Here is a 16,335-nt window from a genome sequence, read left to right as displayed (position 1 = left end):
TTGATTTTAGTTACTCAATGAGCTGTTCAACTATTTTTCCACCCCGACAGCTTTGCTAGTGCTTCAATGAAAAAATAATCTCCATAGATAAGCGAGACACTCACGTTCTCATTTCCGGGCTTGTTTCCGGTTCCCTCGTGTAAAATCCCTTGATATTCCGTTATGGAAACGATTATGTCCCCCAAATGAAAATCCCAGCATCTTGGATGAGAAGCTGGGATTGCTGGAATGTGTGCATGAGTGGCAAGTTAACTGGCATTATTCTACAACCAATTCAATCGATTTAAAAACTGCTTCGTCCGCTCCTGCTCCGGGTGATCGAATATTTGCTCCGGCTTGCCTTCTTCGACCACGACGCCTTGATCCATGAAGACAACCCGGTCGGAGATGCTGCGCGCAAACTGCATTTCGTGCGTGACGACGACCATCGTCATCCCTTCTTGTTTCAACTCCGCCATAACTTTGAGCACTTCGCCAACGATTTCCGGATCGAGCGCGGAGGTCGGCTCATCGAACAACAGCACGTCCGGTCCCATCGCCAGCGCCCGCGCGATGCCGACGCGCTGCTGTTGACCGCCGGACAGCTGGTACGGATACGAATCCGCCTTATCGGATAAACCGACCTTGTGCAATAACTTGAGCGCTGTCGTACGCGCTTCCGCTTTCGTTCGCCGTTGTACCGTCACGAGTCCTTCCATAACGTTCTGCTGCGCGGTCATATGCGGGAACAAATGATGCGATTGAAACACCATCCCTGTATGCAAGCGCAACTCCATCAAGAATTGTCGTTTTATCGATTGTCCCTCATGGAAATGAAGCTTGGCATCACCAATGCGAATCGAGCCGTTTGTCGGCTGCTCAAGCAGGTTCAAGCAGCGAAGAAGCGTTGTTTTCCCTGAGCCCGAAGGACCGATAATGACGACCGCCTCACCTTTTTTTACTTGCAGGCTAATATCTTTCAGGACCGATAAGCTTCCGAAACTTTTCTGCACATTTCTGATTTCGATCATTCGGCTTCTCCTATCGAACAACGTAACGTTCAAAATATTTTTCTACGCGAACTTGCGCCGCCGACAAAATCGTACTGAAAAACAAATATACTATCGCTACTTCGCAATAGATGAGCATATGCTCGTACGTGGACGCCGCAATCTGCTGCGCACGTTGAAACATTTCAGTCACCGTAATCGTCGCGGCAAGCGAAGTATCCTTCACCAAGCTGATGAACGAATTCGACAACGGCGGTACGGACACTCTTGCCGCTTGAGGCAGGATGATACGGCGCAGAATCTGGGCGCGCGTCATGCCAAGCGAGTCAGCAGCTTCCCACTGCCCCTGCGGTATCGATTGAATGGCGGCACGGATAACTTCCGAATTGTATGCCCCGACGCTCAACGAAAACCCGATAATTGCAGCCGGGAACGCTCCAATCGTAATGCCAAGACTCGGCAAGCCATAGAAAATAATAAACAACTGTACGAGCAGCGGCGTTCCCCGAATAACCCACACATAAAATCTAGCCATCCAAACAAGCGGCTTAATATTCGACAGCCGGACTAAGGCCGTCAACAAGGCAAGCGCAAGACCAAGCGCGAATGAAATGAGCGTAAGCGGGACCGCGAACAACAGCCCGGCTTTAAATAGCGGCCATAGCGAGTCTATAAATAGATTTATATATTTATCCACGAGTCATCACCCGCTTATTTCGAAATATCGGCATTAAAATATTTTTGCGATATTATCAAGTATGTGCCATCGGCCTGCATATCTGCCAACGCCTTATTGATCGCATCGACAAATTCTTGATTGCCTTTACGAATCAAAATACCGCTTTTGGAAGCGTCCGGATGCTCATCGACTACTTTCACCTTCGCCTCTGGGCGGTGCTTTTTGAAGTCCAGGTACGATAGGCCGTCGTTAACCGTCACATCGATGCGCTTCGATACAAGCAATTCAATCGCTTGGTTAAAGCCATCCGTCTGCACGATTTCCGCGCCGTTCTCTTTTGCCAGTTCGGTCAAGTTGGATGTCAACGATTGTCCGGCTTTTTTCCCTTTCATGTCGGCAAATTTCTTCACATCATGATTGTCTTCATGAACCATCAATACCGCTTTAGACACGCTGTATGGATCAGAGAAAGCGTATTTCTCTTTGCGATCGTCACGAATCGCCACTTGATTCACAACGATATCGAAGCGCTTCGCGTCCAGACCCGCAAACATGCCGTCCCACTTCGCTTCTTCAAACTCTGGTGTCACGCCTAACCGCTTCGCGATCTCTGCGGCAATTTCAACATCGAAGCCCGTCAGCTTGCCGCTTTCGTCATGATAAGTAAACGGAGGGTAGGTGCCTTCTGTACCGATTCGAATTATGCCGTTCGCTTTAATTTCTTCTAATACATTTTTAGCTTCTGCCGGATCAGAGCCCGAATTTGCTGTCTTCTCGTTCCCGGTCTTGTCACCACAGGCAGCTAATGCAAATACAAGCGTTACTAACAGTAAGGTTAAAGTTGTCTTTTTCATACGATACATCCCCCTAGAAGCTTGTTATATAACTGCCTTCAATCCGTTGTTCGAGTGGCTTACGGCCGGTGTGAGCGATTATTGTTTCAGATGATATCACGGTTTCCAGCACTATACAATACTTTTTTAAATTATTCCGATATGATAACTCGTCTTTATATTACAGCACCATTCTATCAACTTAGCTGTATATAACAAAAAAAAGACAAATATCCTGAGTGAGGACTTGTCTTTAAGATCGTCATCTTCCGATATTTATCCGTTACTACGAAAAAGCAGCTAAAGGTCCTTGTTTTGCAACATTTCTTCGAACTCTGTCTCAGACAACACCGTAAAGCCATGCCTGCGCAGCAACGCAGCCGTAACGCCTTCACCGGGGATACGCTGATTAGAGAAGCTCCCGTCATGTACCATGCGGCTGCCACAAGAAGGGCTATATTCCTTCAGCACAATCATGTCGGCCTTCAAATCGGTTGCCATCTCAAGCGTCTTATAGGCGCCCTTCAAGTATAATTCCGTTACATCGCTGCCCGATAGCTCGATAATTTTGCTCTTTCCGTTGAGAACATCTTCTCCCGTGCCGTCGACGATTTCGGCAGGCTCACGTGGTGTCGCGAATCCCCCAAGCAGCTCTGGGCACACGATGACGGCTTTGTTCCGCTCGACCAGCTGTTGTATTTCCTTGCGCAAGCTGTGCGTGCCGTTGTACCGGCATTCGATCCCAGCCAAGCATGAACTGACGATAATCATAAATAGTTACTCCCCTAACTTCTGCAAAAAATCTAATTCCATTATACATGAAATTGGAAGCTATATAAGTTGAGCTATAGAAAGACCACAGTTCCAGCCAGTAACGATACACTGCCAAGTACCTCTCTCCATTCTCCCTCTCGTTCAGAAGAGGCATCCCTCCGAAAGGTGAGGTGAACTTTGGTGTACATGTCTCTAGTAACCTTGCTTCTCAGATGACGCAGCAGCATCACCGTTAGATGACACCGCCAAGCGCCTGAGACATGCGGGAATCGTTGTACTGATCGAAGGGGAGAGTGATTGGAAGCGCCGAATGGATAAGGAGGTGTTGTATCCATTTCCATGTTGAACACGTTTTCCAGTAGAGATCGCCGCCTGATATAAAAAGGATTGATTTTACATTTGCAACGTGATACCATTCGATTAAACATCGTTTTAATCATTGTTTAAAACAATGTTTAAATTAACAGCATCAAGAGGAGCCAACATGCTATCTAACGCAATAATCGCCCAGTCCGATCTACATTTCATCCAGCCCTCAAGCTCACGTCAACATAGCTTTTCGTACCGGCAATGATAGCGCTGAGCGTGCGGCGAGTCGCGCGTGGCGCATCGTCGACATCAGCGATTTTTTGTGATACTCGAATCTATGAAACTATGGATCTTCGTTTGATTTTCAGATTTTCATGCACCAAAGGGACAAGTCCGAAATATAGTAATCTCAGAAAGGCAAAGGGAGGTGAAATCATGGCTGTATTTAAAATCGCTTCTATTTTGGGAATCAACCTCGCAGAGGCTCAGGTGGTTCTGGAAGGTATCCTTAACGGCGTCGTACCTCCAGCCCTTGAACCTTTCAAAGATTTGATTCTGTCCCTTGTCAACGCTGGCTTGAACAACCTTGCCGTTCTGCTGTAACGCTGAAATTGTACGAGCACGAGGTGCATCCGTTATCGGGTGCGCCTCTCCCTGCCGCATCGGCACACGCTAGTTCGGACAGACTTCTCTGTGTCCGAATCTAGCACGCAGGCACGCTTTCCTTCATATGATGTACTAGATTCGAACTGGACAGCGGAGGGAGGGATTGATTTGCTGACATTCTGGAAAGCGATCTGGAAAGAAGAGAAGAAGCTCTTCTTGGCAGCTGCCATGTGGTTATTCGGAGGTGTTGCGCTCAGTCTTCTGATTAGGAACCAGATACATTTAGTCAATGCGATTCACGTAACCGGGTTCGATTATGAATGGTACCAGATTGCGTTGAACAATATCGGAGCAGGGCTTCTCATCGCAGGAAGCGGGATACTATTATCCGTTCCGGCCATGCTGTTAACACTGTTCAACGGCTTCATGCTGGGCTACCTCGTCATGTTGTCCGCCTCTCAATATTCTATGGCGGAGATTATCGCGGCGTTGGCACCCCACGGCATCTTCGAGCTTCCGGCCATCATGCTGGCCTGTTCCGTCGGCTTGAAGCCTATTAGCTGGCTCATTCGTTACGTGCGCACGAAGCAGTCTGTTTCATGGAAAAAGGAAGTACGCAGCATTGCAGCGCTTCTTGGCTTGATGATCGCATTGTTCACCGTTGCGAGCTTGATAGAGACGTACGTATCGCCTATCACCATGAGCTGGTTCAAATAGAACCGGGCTCTGTCACCGTTGATTGAACGGTGGACCGCAGACTGGCGTAGATGAAGAGCCGTAAGGATCAAGCATCCCCCGGCTCTTAGATTGTTCACATTACCTACATACAGTATGGCAAATCGTTCAGCAAGAGCAATTCTGGCATATACGATTTCCCCATAAAAATTTCGCTGATGAGGTGAGAATAATGAACATGTTAAGAAAGTATTGGATGGATTTGGGTGTTATTGTAGCTGTGGCCGTATGCATTCATCTAGTTATGAACTGGAGCTTTATTCCGGACATTCAGGGGATATTGTGGCTCAGTTTTATAGCCATTCTATTTCATCAATTTGAAGAGTATCGCTGTCCGGGATACTTTGGAGGTCTGTTCAACGTGGTGATATTCAAAAGTGAGCATCCAGAAAGATACCCTTTAAATACGCAATCCGCCATGGTCATCAACCTAATCATTGCTTACCTGTTTTATCTGCTGCCCGTTCTGTTTCCAGATGTGATCTGGCTGGGTCTCGCCCCGATTCTAATGGGCTTCTTCCAGTTCATCTGGCATGGGGTATTCGCCAATATAAAGGCAAAAACCATTTATAATCCCGGATTATTTGCGGTTCTTTTTCTCCATATTCCTATCGGAGCCTGGTACATCTATCATATTGGTGCGCAAGATATCGCAACCGCCACCGACTGGACTCTCGGAACGATCTATTTTGCCGTCGCTGTCTATATCCTGATCATTAAAGGCAACATGTGGATGAAGAACAAAGAGTCACAGCACTGCTTTTCCAAAAAACAATTAGGGCCATATGCTCCATAAAGGCTGTCGTTCGTGAGTAACCCTTATTCATAAACAAGGGGCTGCCCATCAGATCATCCTGACCTTGTGGGACAGCCCCTTCCTTCGTTTTAGTTCATTCCGAATGATATAAAGATAAATCTGGAGCAACTTCCCTCTCATACGCCGCCCCATAGGAAAATGTATAGTCAAATGTCCGGTTTGAGCAGCGTAACTCCTTATTATCACGAAGGTATCGCTACCCAATGTCCGCTAGACACTTCTACAAGCTTGGAATGCTCCAAATGATACTGATCGGCTTCGGATTGCTCTTCCATCAGCACTCTTTTCTTTTTCGACTCGATTTGTGGATCCGGAACCGGAATGGCCGCCAACAATGACTTCGTATAATCATGTTGTGGATTGGAATAGAGCTCTTCACTCTCTGCAAGCTCGACAATCTTCCCCATATACATAACCGCTACGCGGTCGCTAATATGCTTAACCATAGACAGATCATGGGCAATGAACAGATACGTAAGACCAAGACGATGCTGAAGCTCCTCCAGCAGCTTGACGATCTGTGCCTGAATCGACACGTCGAGCGCAGATAGAGGCTCATCGCACACAATAAATTTCGGTTCAACGGCAAGCGCGCGCGCAATTCCAATTCTCTGCCGCTGTCCTCCGGAGAACTCATGCGGATACCGCTGTGCAAAAGCGGGATCAAGCCCTACCATATCAAGCAGCTCCTCGACTCGCTTCTTCCGTTCTTGCTTGCTCCCTGTTAGCTGGTGAATATCAAGCGCTTCACCGATAATATCCAACACTTTGAACCGCGGATTAAGCGATGCATAAGGGTCCTGGAAGATCATCTGCATATAGCGCCGCATCGTCTTCATCTCATGTGCAGACAAGCGGTTAACCGCCATGCCTTGGTATAGTACATCTCCTCCCGTTGGCTCGTGCAGACGCAGAATAGCCCGCCCTGTCGTTGATTTCCCGCAGCCCGATTCCCCGACGACGCCGAGTGTCTCTCCTGCATTAATATGGAAGCTTATGTTATTTACAGCCTTGAGCACATTTCCTTTTCCCATATCGAAATACTGTCTTAGCGATCTGACTTCCAGCAGCGGCGGTTCGTGATCCGATCTCGTGGCAAACAATGGCGCCAGCTTCTCTTTCTTCTTCTCTTCCAGACGCGGAAGCGCATGTAACAGTTTTAATGTATACGGATGCTTCGGATTCGCGAAAATTTCTTCCGTCGTTCCCGTCTCTACCACCGCCCCGTCTTTCATAACGACAACGCGGTCACACATGCCGGCCACAACGCCCAGATCATGTGTAATTAAAATAATTGAAGTGCCAAAACGCTGCTGCATATTTTTCATGACATTTAAAATTTGAGCCTGAATCGTCACATCAAGCGCCGTGGTAGGTTCATCTGCGATTAGCAATGCAGGACGGCAAGCCAAAGCGATCGCAATCATGACGCGTTGACGCATTCCACCGGAAAATTCATGGGGATATTGATTATAACGGATTTCACTATTTCGGATTCCTACCAGCTTGAGCATTTCAATGGCTTGTTCCTTTGCCGCTTTAGGTGACAATTTCTGATGCTTAATCAAGCTTTCGGAGATTTGCTTGCCGATTTTAATCGTTGGGTTCAAGGAAGTCATTGGATCTTGAAAAATCATGCCCATATCGCGGCCGCGAATGCTCTCCATTTCCTTATCCGTGTAGTGAGCTACATTCTTTCCCAGGAATATGACTTCCCCTTCTTTCATATAGGATAGGGAAGAAGGAAGCAGACGCATAATCGATCGAGCCGTTACACTCTTGCCGCTTCCCGATTCACCGACAATTCCCAACGTCTCTCCCTTTTTCACATCAAAGCTTACGCCTCGAACCGCCTGAACTTCTTTATCACGCGATTGAAAAGTTACCGATAAATTTTGTACTTGAAGAATAGGGTCCATTCCCGTTCACCTGCCTATTTATCCGGATTTCTTGCCTCTTATCTTTTCTTGACAAAACCTTAAAATAAAATATACTATATCCATCGGAATAATACAATTTAAAAACAAGGAGGCAGCAAGAAGCGTTATGGAGAGGACAGAAGCTTCAACAAAACACGGTTTAATAAACACTATCAGCGTCGCCTACAATAAAATGCTATTGAATCCTGCGTACAAATATGCGGTTCTTTTACTGGGCTTGCCTGTCAATCTCGTTGTGTTATTCTTCTATTTCGTTCAGCGAACGAAAGATACATATTCGTCTGTGCGCGATGAAATAAAATTCGAGCTCATAGACACTGGATACAGGGATGATTTGAGAGCAGAGATCGAGGAGCAGTCGCTGCGTAAGCACGTTTTTTTCGGTCAAGAGGTTAAGCAGGAAGAACTGAAACGGCAGGTAGACAAAATAACAGAAGCCCAATTTCACAAGACGCTGCTTGAGCGAACTAACGAGAAACTAAAGCATAGCAATCAGAAGAGAATGACTTTTGCCGGCACATTTACATCGCTCATTAAACATCCTTTATTTTTAATCGGAACGTTTATTCCAGGTTTGCCAATGTACATCCTGATATTGCTGTATGGCAACTCGTATTTAAAATACATTTTTGAAAGACTCGTGATGAGTATGTTTGTCATTTTAGGGGTCGCCGTGCTTGTCTTCACTATCTTGCATCTCTCCCCCTTTCATCCGGCAGCCAACATATTGGGTGAAACAGCCACTCAGGAACAGATCGCCGCATTTAACAAAATGCATGGACTTGATCAGCCCTATTTCGTCCAATTGTGGAACACCCTGAAGGGAATAGCGACCTTCGATCTTGGAAAATCGTTCTCAGGCAGCGAGGTAGTAACGACGACTATAGCCAGTAAGTTTCCGATCACCCTGACGTTGACGATTATCTCGCTCGTTATCGCCATCATCATCGCGTTGCCGATCGGAATTATTTCAGCCACAAAGCCAAACTCTTTCTTTGATTACACGTTTATATTTATCGCGCTAATTGGTTTATCGATACCTAGCTTTTGGCAGGGACTCATTTTCATTTTGAATTTCTCCATCAAGCTTCAGTGGTTACCGGCAACCTTTAATCCGCAAAATTGGTTATCGATCATTATGCCGGTCGTTGTGCTTGGTACGGGATTAACTGCTGCCGTAGCCAGGATGACCCGTTCCTCCACTTTAGAGGTCATTAATGAAGATTACATTATGACCGCCAAAGCAAAAGGGCTAAGTCAGCGCCAGGTTCTGCTCAAGCATGCTGTCGGCAATGCCATCATACCGATTATTACGGTTATCGGCTTGCAATTCGGCGGGATGCTGGGGGGAGCCGCCGTGACAGAAAAAGTGTTTAATATTAGCGGAATCGGCAGCTATATCGTGGATAAACAGTTCATTCCTGATATTCCTAGCATTATGGGCGGTGTCGTCTATACGGCGATAACGATTTCGCTTGTCAATGTGATGATTGACATTTTATACGCTTTTTTTGACCCGCGCATTCGCTCCAAGATGAAACAATACTAAAGGTACGTGTTCAAAAGGGAGGCTTTTTGAACAACCTCTAAAGCAGGTGTGATCATGACCAAGTTGTCTGTCTCAAAGCACGAAACGCAGCACAAACTGAAATCATTTCAGGAATACAGTCAAGCCAGCTTCGCCTGGATTATCTCTTCTGTCTTGTCCGTTATCCTTTTCATAAACAGTTACGATTTTACTAGTAAGACGATGAAACCATATGTATTGGCGGCATCCGTCATTTATGCTGCTTTCACATTATTGCAGCTCATCATAACCGCTAAGATTCGAAGAGATATTCTCGTTCACTGCCATATTAAAAACTCGACGCGAGCTCTGGGCTATATTCAAATACTCAGCATTCTAACAGGAAATGTATTTATCGTCACTTCTGCTTGCAGCCTCATTAAGAAGGATAAACCTCCTGAATATACGATTGCCGTGTATATGCTCCTGACTCAGCTATTTGTTATCGCCGTTTCTGAAATGAATTTATTTAAACCGTATGTAGCCGATACGTTCCCGCTAGCTATGCTTATTTTGCTGGCGATCGCTCTCTTTCAATTCGTCACTCTTCTCCTCGTATCGAAGTATGTGAAGAGGCACAACGCCCGTCCATGGCTGTCTATCGCAGCCTTTCCGCTCATCTTCACTTCTTTGACCGGGAATGTGTTTGCGTTATTGCTCGGATTGACGCTGCTCACGAAAATCCGCAACAACGGCAATCCGGCTGCGGCGAAATGGGAGGAAGTCTGGGAGCGGCTCACCAAGAATACGACGGCCATGTCAGGCTTATTCTTTATTATTTTTCTGTTTTCCATATCCATTTGCAGTTTCTTTACGTTCGACTATAGCGTTGCTATTGAGAACAATTACGGTGCGATACTCCAATCTCCAAGTCTGGCCTATCCATTCGGAACAGATAATTTCGGCAGATGCTTATTTTCAAGAATTATTTTTGGAGCACGAATTTCGTTAATTGTCGGTTTCATTTCGACGGCCATTCCTGTCGTCATCGGTGGCACTCTTGGCGCCATTTCCGGATTTTACGGCCGGCGTACGGATAACATCATTATGCGAATGCTGGATATTTTGTACGCAATTCCGGGTATTTTATTGGCTATCGCCATTATCGCCGCTTTCGGAGCGAACACCGTCAATCTCATTCTGGCACTGAGCATCGGCTCTATTCCTACTTATGCCAGAACGATGAGGGCTAACGTGCTGTTGGTGTCTACATTCGAATTTGTCGATGCCGCGCGAGCGTTCGGCGCTCGGAATTCATCCATCATTTTCAAGCATATCGTGCCTAACTCGCTGGCTCCCATGATCATTAAATCTACATTAACGATCGGCGGTGCGGTCATTTCCACAAGCAGCTTGAGTTATTTGGGTCTAGGAGTGGAGCCTCATATACCTGAATGGGGAAATATTTTGAAGCTGGGAAGCGCCTATCTCGAATCCCACTCCTATCTCGCCATTTACCCTGGGTTGGCGATTATGGCCTTGGTCTTATCCTTCAATTTTCTCGGGGACGGCCTGCGGGACGCACTTGATCCGAAAATGGATTAGAGCAGGGAATTGCTCCGGCCAACACAATTTGGTAGTTAGGTTTTATTTGCAAATATATTAAATACGCTCAGGAGGAACTCATCATGAAAAAAAGATCTGTATTGATTCTATTATTTGCCTTGGTACTCGTGCTTGGCGGGTGCAATGTGAATACAAAATCGGACGCTGTAGGAAAAGACGCAAAGCAGACTCCCGATAACGACAAACCTGTTGCCGAGACTCCAGTCGACATCGAATTGCTAGGAATGAGCTCGGGTGAAGACGACATCAACATTGTACGAGACCAGCTCAACAAGAACGGATTCAAGGTGAAGCTCAACATTCAACCGGACTACGGTAGCTTCAAGGCTCAGGAAGAGGCAGGGAACTATGATATTGCGCTATCGGGCTGGACGACGGTAACCGGCAATCCGGATTATGCGGTCAGATCTTTGTTCAAGACAGGCGGTGACTACAGCATCCTCGCCGATTCTGAAATTGACAAGCTCATAGACCAAGCTGCAACTCAAACCCCAGAGCAATATGTAGAGACATACAAGCAACTGGAGCAAAGCCTTGTGTTCGACAAAGCCTACATCGCTCCTTTGTACATTTCAATCAAGAGTCAGGCATTCAATAAAGACATTCTGAATGAAGCATCTGTAAGATTGTCCAAGTCTCGTTCATTCGCATGGGAAGATGTTGATTTCAAGGATACATCCAAACGCGACACCTCCCCTCTGCTTCTTACTCAAGCCTCTTCTACATTGACGTCGCTCGATCCGATTAAGGGAAACGACGGTTCCATCAATATGATCAATACCAACATGTACGTGCGCTTGATCAACCTTACCGATGATGACAAGATTATTGCCGACGGCTCGTTATCACATGGGTTCAGCATTGCAGAGGGCAATTCGGAATACTATTTCATTCTCAGAGACGATATTAATTTTGCTAAAATTACGAACAAGCTTGCCGAAGATACGGGGGAACGTGTCGGCGCCGATGATGTGGTGTTCTCTTTGAACCGGGCGAAAAACAAAGATTCAGTACCCGACCACCGCACCTATAGTCTGCATGAACATATTAAAAACGTTGACATCGTAACCGACATAAGCGCTCTGGATCAAGTCAAGCAATCAGGCAGCAATGAAACGGTGAAGGAAGCGTTAGAAAAAGGATTGGATGCAAAAATCACAGCATTGGTCGCGGACAAAAACGAGGCGAATAACAAGGCAGGCAAATATCAAGTAATCAAATTGACAACGACAGAACCGTTCCCTCAGGTTTTGAATTATTTGGCGCACCAATCGGCAGGCATCGTGTCCAAGAAACAGGTTGAAAGCATTAATACGTATGATGTTGCTTCATTTGACGTCAACAAAGATATTCCATACGGTGATCAGAGCACGATAACCGAAGGAAGCAAATACAAAAACACCCTTTATGCAAGCGGCCCATATATTTTGGCGTACAAAAACGATTATGAAGCCATCTTTCACAAAAACCCTGGTTACTTGAAGGGAACGAAGCATGAACCGAAAATATCGAATGTTACACTTCGTTTCATCAAGGATGCAGACAGTGCGCTCTCCGCGCTGCGCAGCGGTGAAGTTTACGTCAACTACGGTGTTCCAGAAACAAAGTTCGATATCGTGAAGAGCGACAGCAAGCTGAGCCTGCAGAACATCCAAAGCAATGCCGTCTCCTATCTGTTGTTCAATACGAAAAGTCGAGCAGTTGCGAAAAGTGAGGATTTGCGAAAAGCTGTGCTCTATTCTATCAATCAAGATGAAATTTTGCAGTTTTACAATAACAATAAATTCAAAGCCGTATCTACGGTCAGCCCGATGGTCACGACAGGCAACGAACTAACGGCCGACCCGGCAAAGGTAAAAGAATTTCTGAACAAGTATAGAGCTGGCGCCAAATAAACACGTTCACGCCGCTACGCCACAATCTCATAGTTACGAGCTCTCAGCCTTAGTTCAGTGGGGTATCTGTACCGAACTAAGGCTGATTGGATCAAGCACGTTACTACTTTCTATTTCTCTGAAAGCCCATATTTAAATAGTGCTCTTCAAATTCTTGGTAGAATATGAAAGCATTTTCATTAAAGCTCTCTACGTCAGACTCCATATATTGCTCTTGCGATAGAAAAAAGTTAATGTGAATAAGATCGCCGTCTATCACAAATAGAAACTCGTCAAGCAAAGGCCGATATAAATTTTTATATTTACTCTCGATATTTTCATTGTTAATAGAAGATATCGAGTTCATGGATATGAAGCCCTCGGTATCAAAAAGAGGGGAATAAATAATATTGACTTTTACGATCAGATTGGAATGTTTATGTTTGTAATATAGCTACCAAAATAAACAATCAAGTTAGCAACCATAACGGATTTGTGCTCCACAAAAGAACATGGTGTCAAATGGGAGGGGCGTTCAGCCTCCCCCAACCTCTGGCACCGATCCGCTGCAGTGTCTTGGCCATTCGATTGCGTTACACCAGCGTTTTTTACAGTCACGTACGTGCCACCGCTTGTTCATCAAACGTCCAATAATAATTCAACACAAAATTAAGTGGCGGGACGATAGCCACGACGCAAAGTTGCCCAATCAAATATGACCACTGCAGCAAATCAACCGTAACGAACACGATCGCCGTATTCATGATCAGTCCGTTTGCGGAGACGATCGCATACTTTATAAACGCCGATCGGCCCATCCCTCGCGTACCAAATGTCCACCGTTGGTTCATGAAGAATGAGATGATCAGTACAATGATGAATCCGATGGCGGAACTGATAATCGGATTGCAGCCCCACCATTCGACAAGTAGGATTAGTACCGAAAAGTGTAACAACGTGCCCAATACGCCAACTACCCCATACTTCACTATTTTTGTACGCATATGAGTTCATTCACAATCTCTTCGGTCTCTTCGGTCTCTTCGGTCTCTTCGGTCTCTTCGGTTATTGTAGCCGTGATGCGTTCTCTGACAACGTACCGTGGTCGATGTTTCGTTTCATTATAGATGGCGGATATATACTCGCCGACAATACCCAAGCTAACCATAATCACACTGCCGATCATCAATTGCAGCAAAATAACAGTTGTAAAGCCTGTTACCGCTTCGCCAACGAGCTTACGGTACAAGGTTTGTGCGCCTAGCGCAATAGCCCCGCATAGAAATAATACGCCGGCAAAGTTGACGAATCGCAGAGGCAATGAAGAGAATGAAGTCACCGCTTGTACGGCCAGCTTAACCAAGCTCACCAAGCCCCAACGACTCGTGCTGCCAATCCGTTCCGGAACCTCGAACTCAATCTGTGCTCTGCTGAAGCCTAGCCAAGCGGTCATCCCACGGAAGAAGGTGCTCCTCTCGGGCATGTCTCTCCATGCTTGGACGACCTTCCTATCCAGCAGCTTAAAGTCGGAAGCGCCGTGCAGGTCAAAACCAGACATGCGATTTAACATCAAGTAAAACAAGGCTGATCCCCACTTTTTTTGCAATGGTTCCTTGCCGCGGCTTCGTTTCACACATTCCACAATTTCATAGCCCTCAACCCGCCACTTATGCACCATTTCTGAAAATAAAGCAGGCGGATGCTGCAAATCCGCGTCCATGACAATGACGGCATTGCCGTTTGCCTGCTCCAAGCCGGCGCACAGCGCCAGCTCCTTGCCGAAATTCCGGCTCAAGCGGATCGCCGACAACTCTTCGAAGCGCCGACAGCATGCTTCAATCCGCGTCCATGTCCGATCCTTTGAACCGTCATCGATAATTAGCATCTCGAACCGTTCGCCCAGTTGCAGCATATGGCTGCGGATCAAAGTGAGCGCTTCATCAATATTAGCTTCCTCGTTATATACGGGAACAATGATTGTTATTTCAGGATTCATGCTCTATCACATCCGCTTTTTTCTTTACTTTATAAATGCGCCAGCGCCCGCCTTGCTCATTGCCAAATTCCTTGTATAATTCACACCATTCCGCACCGCGTTCATAGAACTGAGGGTATAATCTGTTATCGGCGCTTAATGCGGAGCTGCTGTCCGGTTTCGGACTCAAAATGTAATCGACACCGCTTGCTCGCGGATCATCCAGCGATTCTCGAAAGTTAGCATCACTTGTAATGATAAATCGGCTTGGCTGGTCACTGTTGAGAATAACATTATAAGCCGAATAAGAATCCATTAGGATCGTGTCCTTATTTAATTCACTGTCCAAGTATCGTGCCACTTGCCGATCGACGTCCATCTCCGCAGCATGTTCATAGGCATGCAGCATTTTATTTTCGTCTGGCGCAACTTCAGGATTGAACAAAGCACCTGTCAGAACTACCACTGACAGAATAAGCGAAGCAAGAATAATGGAACTATTCAACCAAGACCTTCTCACTTTACTTAGCTCATAAGGAAGCCATGCCACCGTAATGGGGAACACATACATAAAATATCGGAACCAGCCAAATGAAGTTCCCTTTACTATCAACAAATATTGTAAAGCCACGATCGAGGAGACCATACCCAATAAACCTACTAATTCCCATATCTGCCATCTGCGGTTGACGATGCGAAGCAACACCACACCGAACAATGGGATCGAGAAGTACAGCATTTTGCCCAATACGAACACGAAGCTATTCCATGGATGACCAATCAGATGCTGAAACTTGAGATCCGTTGCCAACACCGCAGATTGCTCCACATTGGAATACTCAGAGTTCAAGAAATAGAACGGGTTCCCCATGATGATGTAGTTCAGGAACACCCATAGCAAACCAGAATAGACAATCGGCGACCAGACGAGAGTTAACGCGCTTTCCGCTTGCTGATACTTATCCTTCGCCGAGGTTTGTTTCTCCGCTTTATTTTTTTTCAAGCGATAGAGCAGGGCAAGCACGACGACTAAGCCTACGCCAATCGCGAAAGGTACCGCTTCGTACCGTGTCCAAAACGCCAGCGCCAGCGACAAAGAGAGCTTTAGCAAATTGCCAACATGCCGGTCCTTCATCCAATAAGTCAAATGAATGACCGCATGCATCGTGAAAAAGATAAAGGGAGCATCACTTAGTCCGTTCATGCCAAACAAAAACATAAAGGGATTAAAAGCAAACAATAAACTGATACCTACGCTTACCCAGCGTGAAATCCCGTGATAGTCACCCGCTCGCACAAGCAGAGAGGCTGTAAACCCGGCGAACAGGCTGGACATAAGCACGCCCGCTAAGCCTGACGAGGCTAACGCAGGAAATAACGGATAAAACACTAAAAAAATGATTTCGACCAGACTCGGCAACGGGTTCCAAATAAACCCGATCGCTCCCAAGTGCGGATCACCGCTATATAGCACGTAGAACGCGTTAGCTACCCTGCTTATGGCGTCGGTATGCATATAACCGATCTTATGGCTGACATAGTAGCCGACGATGAATTCAGTTACCCATACAACAGCAAATATTGCCCAATACAAGGAGCGTGACTTATGTTCTTCCGCCGCTGCAGTCGGTCGTTCTCTCTTGAAATAAGGTATGGAAACTTCCGACATGC

Annotated in this window: 14 protein-coding genes and 1 pseudogene; 6 read left to right on the top strand and 9 right to left on the bottom strand. The window is 46.2% G+C overall.

Going from position 1 to position 16,335, the window contains the following annotated elements; translation table 11 throughout:
• Nucleotides 1-26: 26 nt before the first annotated feature.
• From A372_RS38895 to A372_RS0128995, 5 genes and pseudogenes are all read right to left on the bottom strand, one after another.
• Nucleotides 27-158 (bottom strand): annotated as a pseudogene (locus tag A372_RS38895) (glycoside hydrolase family 88 protein); the annotation flags it as partial.
• A 105-nt stretch (nt 159-263) separates the two neighbouring features.
• A complete protein-coding gene (locus tag A372_RS0129010) occupies nt 264-1,010 on the bottom strand; it encodes an amino acid ABC transporter ATP-binding protein (protein ID WP_019424445.1) in 747 nt (248 codons plus the stop codon).
• A 10-nt stretch (nt 1,011-1,020) separates the two neighbouring features.
• A complete protein-coding gene (locus A372_RS0129005; RefSeq protein WP_019424444.1) occupies nt 1,021-1,686 on the bottom strand; it encodes an amino acid ABC transporter permease in 666 nt (221 codons plus the stop codon).
• A 14-nt stretch (nt 1,687-1,700) separates the two neighbouring features.
• Nucleotides 1,701-2,522 carry an amino acid ABC transporter substrate-binding protein gene (locus tag A372_RS0129000; protein ID WP_019424443.1) on the bottom strand — a complete coding sequence of 274 codons (822 nt, stop codon included), beginning with the start codon at nt 2,520-2,522 and terminating at the stop codon, nt 1,701-1,703.
• A 279-nt stretch (nt 2,523-2,801) separates the two neighbouring features.
• The gene (locus tag A372_RS0128995; RefSeq protein WP_019424442.1) at nt 2,802-3,272 is read right to left on the bottom strand and encodes a DUF523 domain-containing protein; all 471 of its coding nucleotides are present in this window, start codon (nt 3,270-3,272) and stop codon (nt 2,802-2,804) included.
• A 747-nt stretch (nt 3,273-4,019) separates the two neighbouring features.
• Here A372_RS0128995 and A372_RS38075 point away from each other — a divergent pair.
• The 3 genes from A372_RS38075 (at nt 4,020) to A372_RS0128980 (ending at nt 5,721) form a co-directional block, all read left to right on the top strand.
• Nucleotides 4,020-4,187, top strand: coding sequence for a hypothetical protein (locus tag A372_RS38075; protein ID WP_019424441.1), 168 nt, complete (start codon nt 4,020-4,022; stop codon nt 4,185-4,187).
• Between the two features lie 171 nt (nt 4,188-4,358).
• The gene (locus A372_RS0128985; RefSeq protein WP_019424440.1) at nt 4,359-4,907 is read left to right on the top strand and encodes a stage II sporulation protein M; all 549 of its coding nucleotides are present in this window, start codon (nt 4,359-4,361) and stop codon (nt 4,905-4,907) included.
• A gap of 190 nt (nt 4,908-5,097) precedes the next feature.
• Nucleotides 5,098-5,721, top strand: a complete 624-nt coding sequence (locus A372_RS0128980; RefSeq protein WP_019424439.1) for an HXXEE domain-containing protein — start codon at nt 5,098-5,100, stop codon at nt 5,719-5,721.
• Between the two features lie 203 nt (nt 5,722-5,924).
• On the opposite strand, the gene A372_RS0128975 is transcribed toward A372_RS0128980, so the two are convergent.
• Nucleotides 5,925-7,661, bottom strand: a complete 1,737-nt coding sequence (locus A372_RS0128975; RefSeq protein ID WP_019424438.1) for an ABC transporter ATP-binding protein — start codon at nt 7,659-7,661, stop codon at nt 5,925-5,927.
• 127 nt (nt 7,662-7,788) lie between these two features.
• Between A372_RS0128975 and A372_RS0128970 the strand changes: the two genes are divergently transcribed.
• From A372_RS0128970 to A372_RS0128960, 3 genes are all read left to right on the top strand, one after another.
• The gene (locus A372_RS0128970) at nt 7,789-9,231 is read left to right on the top strand and encodes an ABC transporter permease (protein ID WP_019424437.1); all 1,443 of its coding nucleotides are present in this window, start codon (nt 7,789-7,791) and stop codon (nt 9,229-9,231) included.
• A gap of 54 nt (nt 9,232-9,285) precedes the next feature.
• A complete protein-coding gene (locus tag A372_RS0128965; protein WP_019424436.1) occupies nt 9,286-10,794 on the top strand; it encodes an ABC transporter permease in 1,509 nt (502 codons plus the stop codon).
• Between the two features lie 83 nt (nt 10,795-10,877).
• Entirely contained in the window at nt 10,878-12,710 is a 1,833-nt protein-coding gene (locus A372_RS0128960; RefSeq protein WP_019424435.1) for an ABC transporter substrate-binding protein, read from the top strand.
• Nucleotides 12,711-13,303: 593 nt separating this feature from the next.
• Here the strand turns inward: A372_RS0128960 and A372_RS0128950 are convergent.
• Genes A372_RS0128950 through A372_RS0128940 form a run of 3 tightly spaced genes read right to left on the bottom strand, consistent with a single transcriptional unit; the run spans nt 13,304 to nt 16,333 of the window.
• Nucleotides 13,304-13,693 (bottom strand): GtrA family protein, encoded by a 390-nt coding sequence (locus A372_RS0128950; RefSeq protein WP_026011348.1) that lies wholly within the window; start codon nt 13,691-13,693, stop codon nt 13,304-13,306.
• Nucleotides 13,678-14,685, bottom strand: coding sequence for a glycosyltransferase family 2 protein (locus A372_RS34945; protein ID WP_019424432.1), 1,008 nt, complete (start codon nt 14,683-14,685; stop codon nt 13,678-13,680). Before A372_RS34945 ends, A372_RS0128950 begins: the two co-directional genes overlap by 16 nt.
• Entirely contained in the window at nt 14,675-16,333 is a 1,659-nt protein-coding gene (locus tag A372_RS0128940; protein WP_019424431.1) for a hypothetical protein, read from the bottom strand. Before A372_RS0128940 ends, A372_RS34945 begins: the two co-directional genes overlap by 11 nt.
• Nucleotides 16,334-16,335 lie beyond the last annotated feature (2 nt).

The sequence above is a fragment of the Paenibacillus sp. OSY-SE genome (assembly GCF_000283315.1).
GTDB lineage: Bacteria > Bacillota > Bacilli > Paenibacillales > Paenibacillaceae > Paenibacillus_B > Paenibacillus_B profundus.
This window is presented reverse-complemented; position numbering and strand designations above follow the sequence as displayed.

Excerpts from the sequence above, each read along its gene's own strand:
- A372_RS0129010 (WP_019424445.1), bottom strand. The coding sequence starts at position 1,010 with ATGATCGAAATCAGAAATGTGCAGAAAAGTTTCGGAAGCTTATCGGTC.
- A372_RS0129000 (WP_019424443.1), bottom strand. The coding sequence starts at position 2,522 with ATGAAAAAGACAACTTTAACCTTACTGTTAGTAACGCTTGTATTTGCA.
- A372_RS0128995 (WP_019424442.1), bottom strand. The coding sequence starts at position 3,272 with ATGATTATCGTCAGTTCATGCTTGGCTGGGATCGAATGCCGGTACAAC.
- A372_RS38075 (WP_019424441.1), top strand. The coding sequence starts at position 4,020 with ATGGCTGTATTTAAAATCGCTTCTATTTTGGGAATCAACCTCGCAGAG.
- A372_RS0128980 (WP_019424439.1), top strand. The coding sequence starts at position 5,098 with ATGAACATGTTAAGAAAGTATTGGATGGATTTGGGTGTTATTGTAGCT.
- A372_RS0128975 (WP_019424438.1), bottom strand. The coding sequence starts at position 7,661 with ATGGACCCTATTCTTCAAGTACAAAATTTATCGGTAACTTTTCAATCG.
- A372_RS0128970 (WP_019424437.1), top strand. The coding sequence starts at position 7,789 with ATGGAGAGGACAGAAGCTTCAACAAAACACGGTTTAATAAACACTATC.
- A372_RS0128965 (WP_019424436.1), top strand. The coding sequence starts at position 9,286 with ATGACCAAGTTGTCTGTCTCAAAGCACGAAACGCAGCACAAACTGAAA.
- A372_RS0128960 (WP_019424435.1), top strand. The coding sequence starts at position 10,878 with ATGAAAAAAAGATCTGTATTGATTCTATTATTTGCCTTGGTACTCGTG.
- A372_RS0128950 (WP_026011348.1), bottom strand. The coding sequence starts at position 13,693 with ATGCGTACAAAAATAGTGAAGTATGGGGTAGTTGGCGTATTGGGCACG.
- A372_RS34945 (WP_019424432.1), bottom strand. The coding sequence starts at position 14,685 with ATGAATCCTGAAATAACAATCATTGTTCCCGTATATAACGAGGAAGCT.
- A372_RS0128940 (WP_019424431.1), bottom strand. The coding sequence starts at position 16,333 with ATGTCGGAAGTTTCCATACCTTATTTCAAGAGAGAACGACCGACTGCA.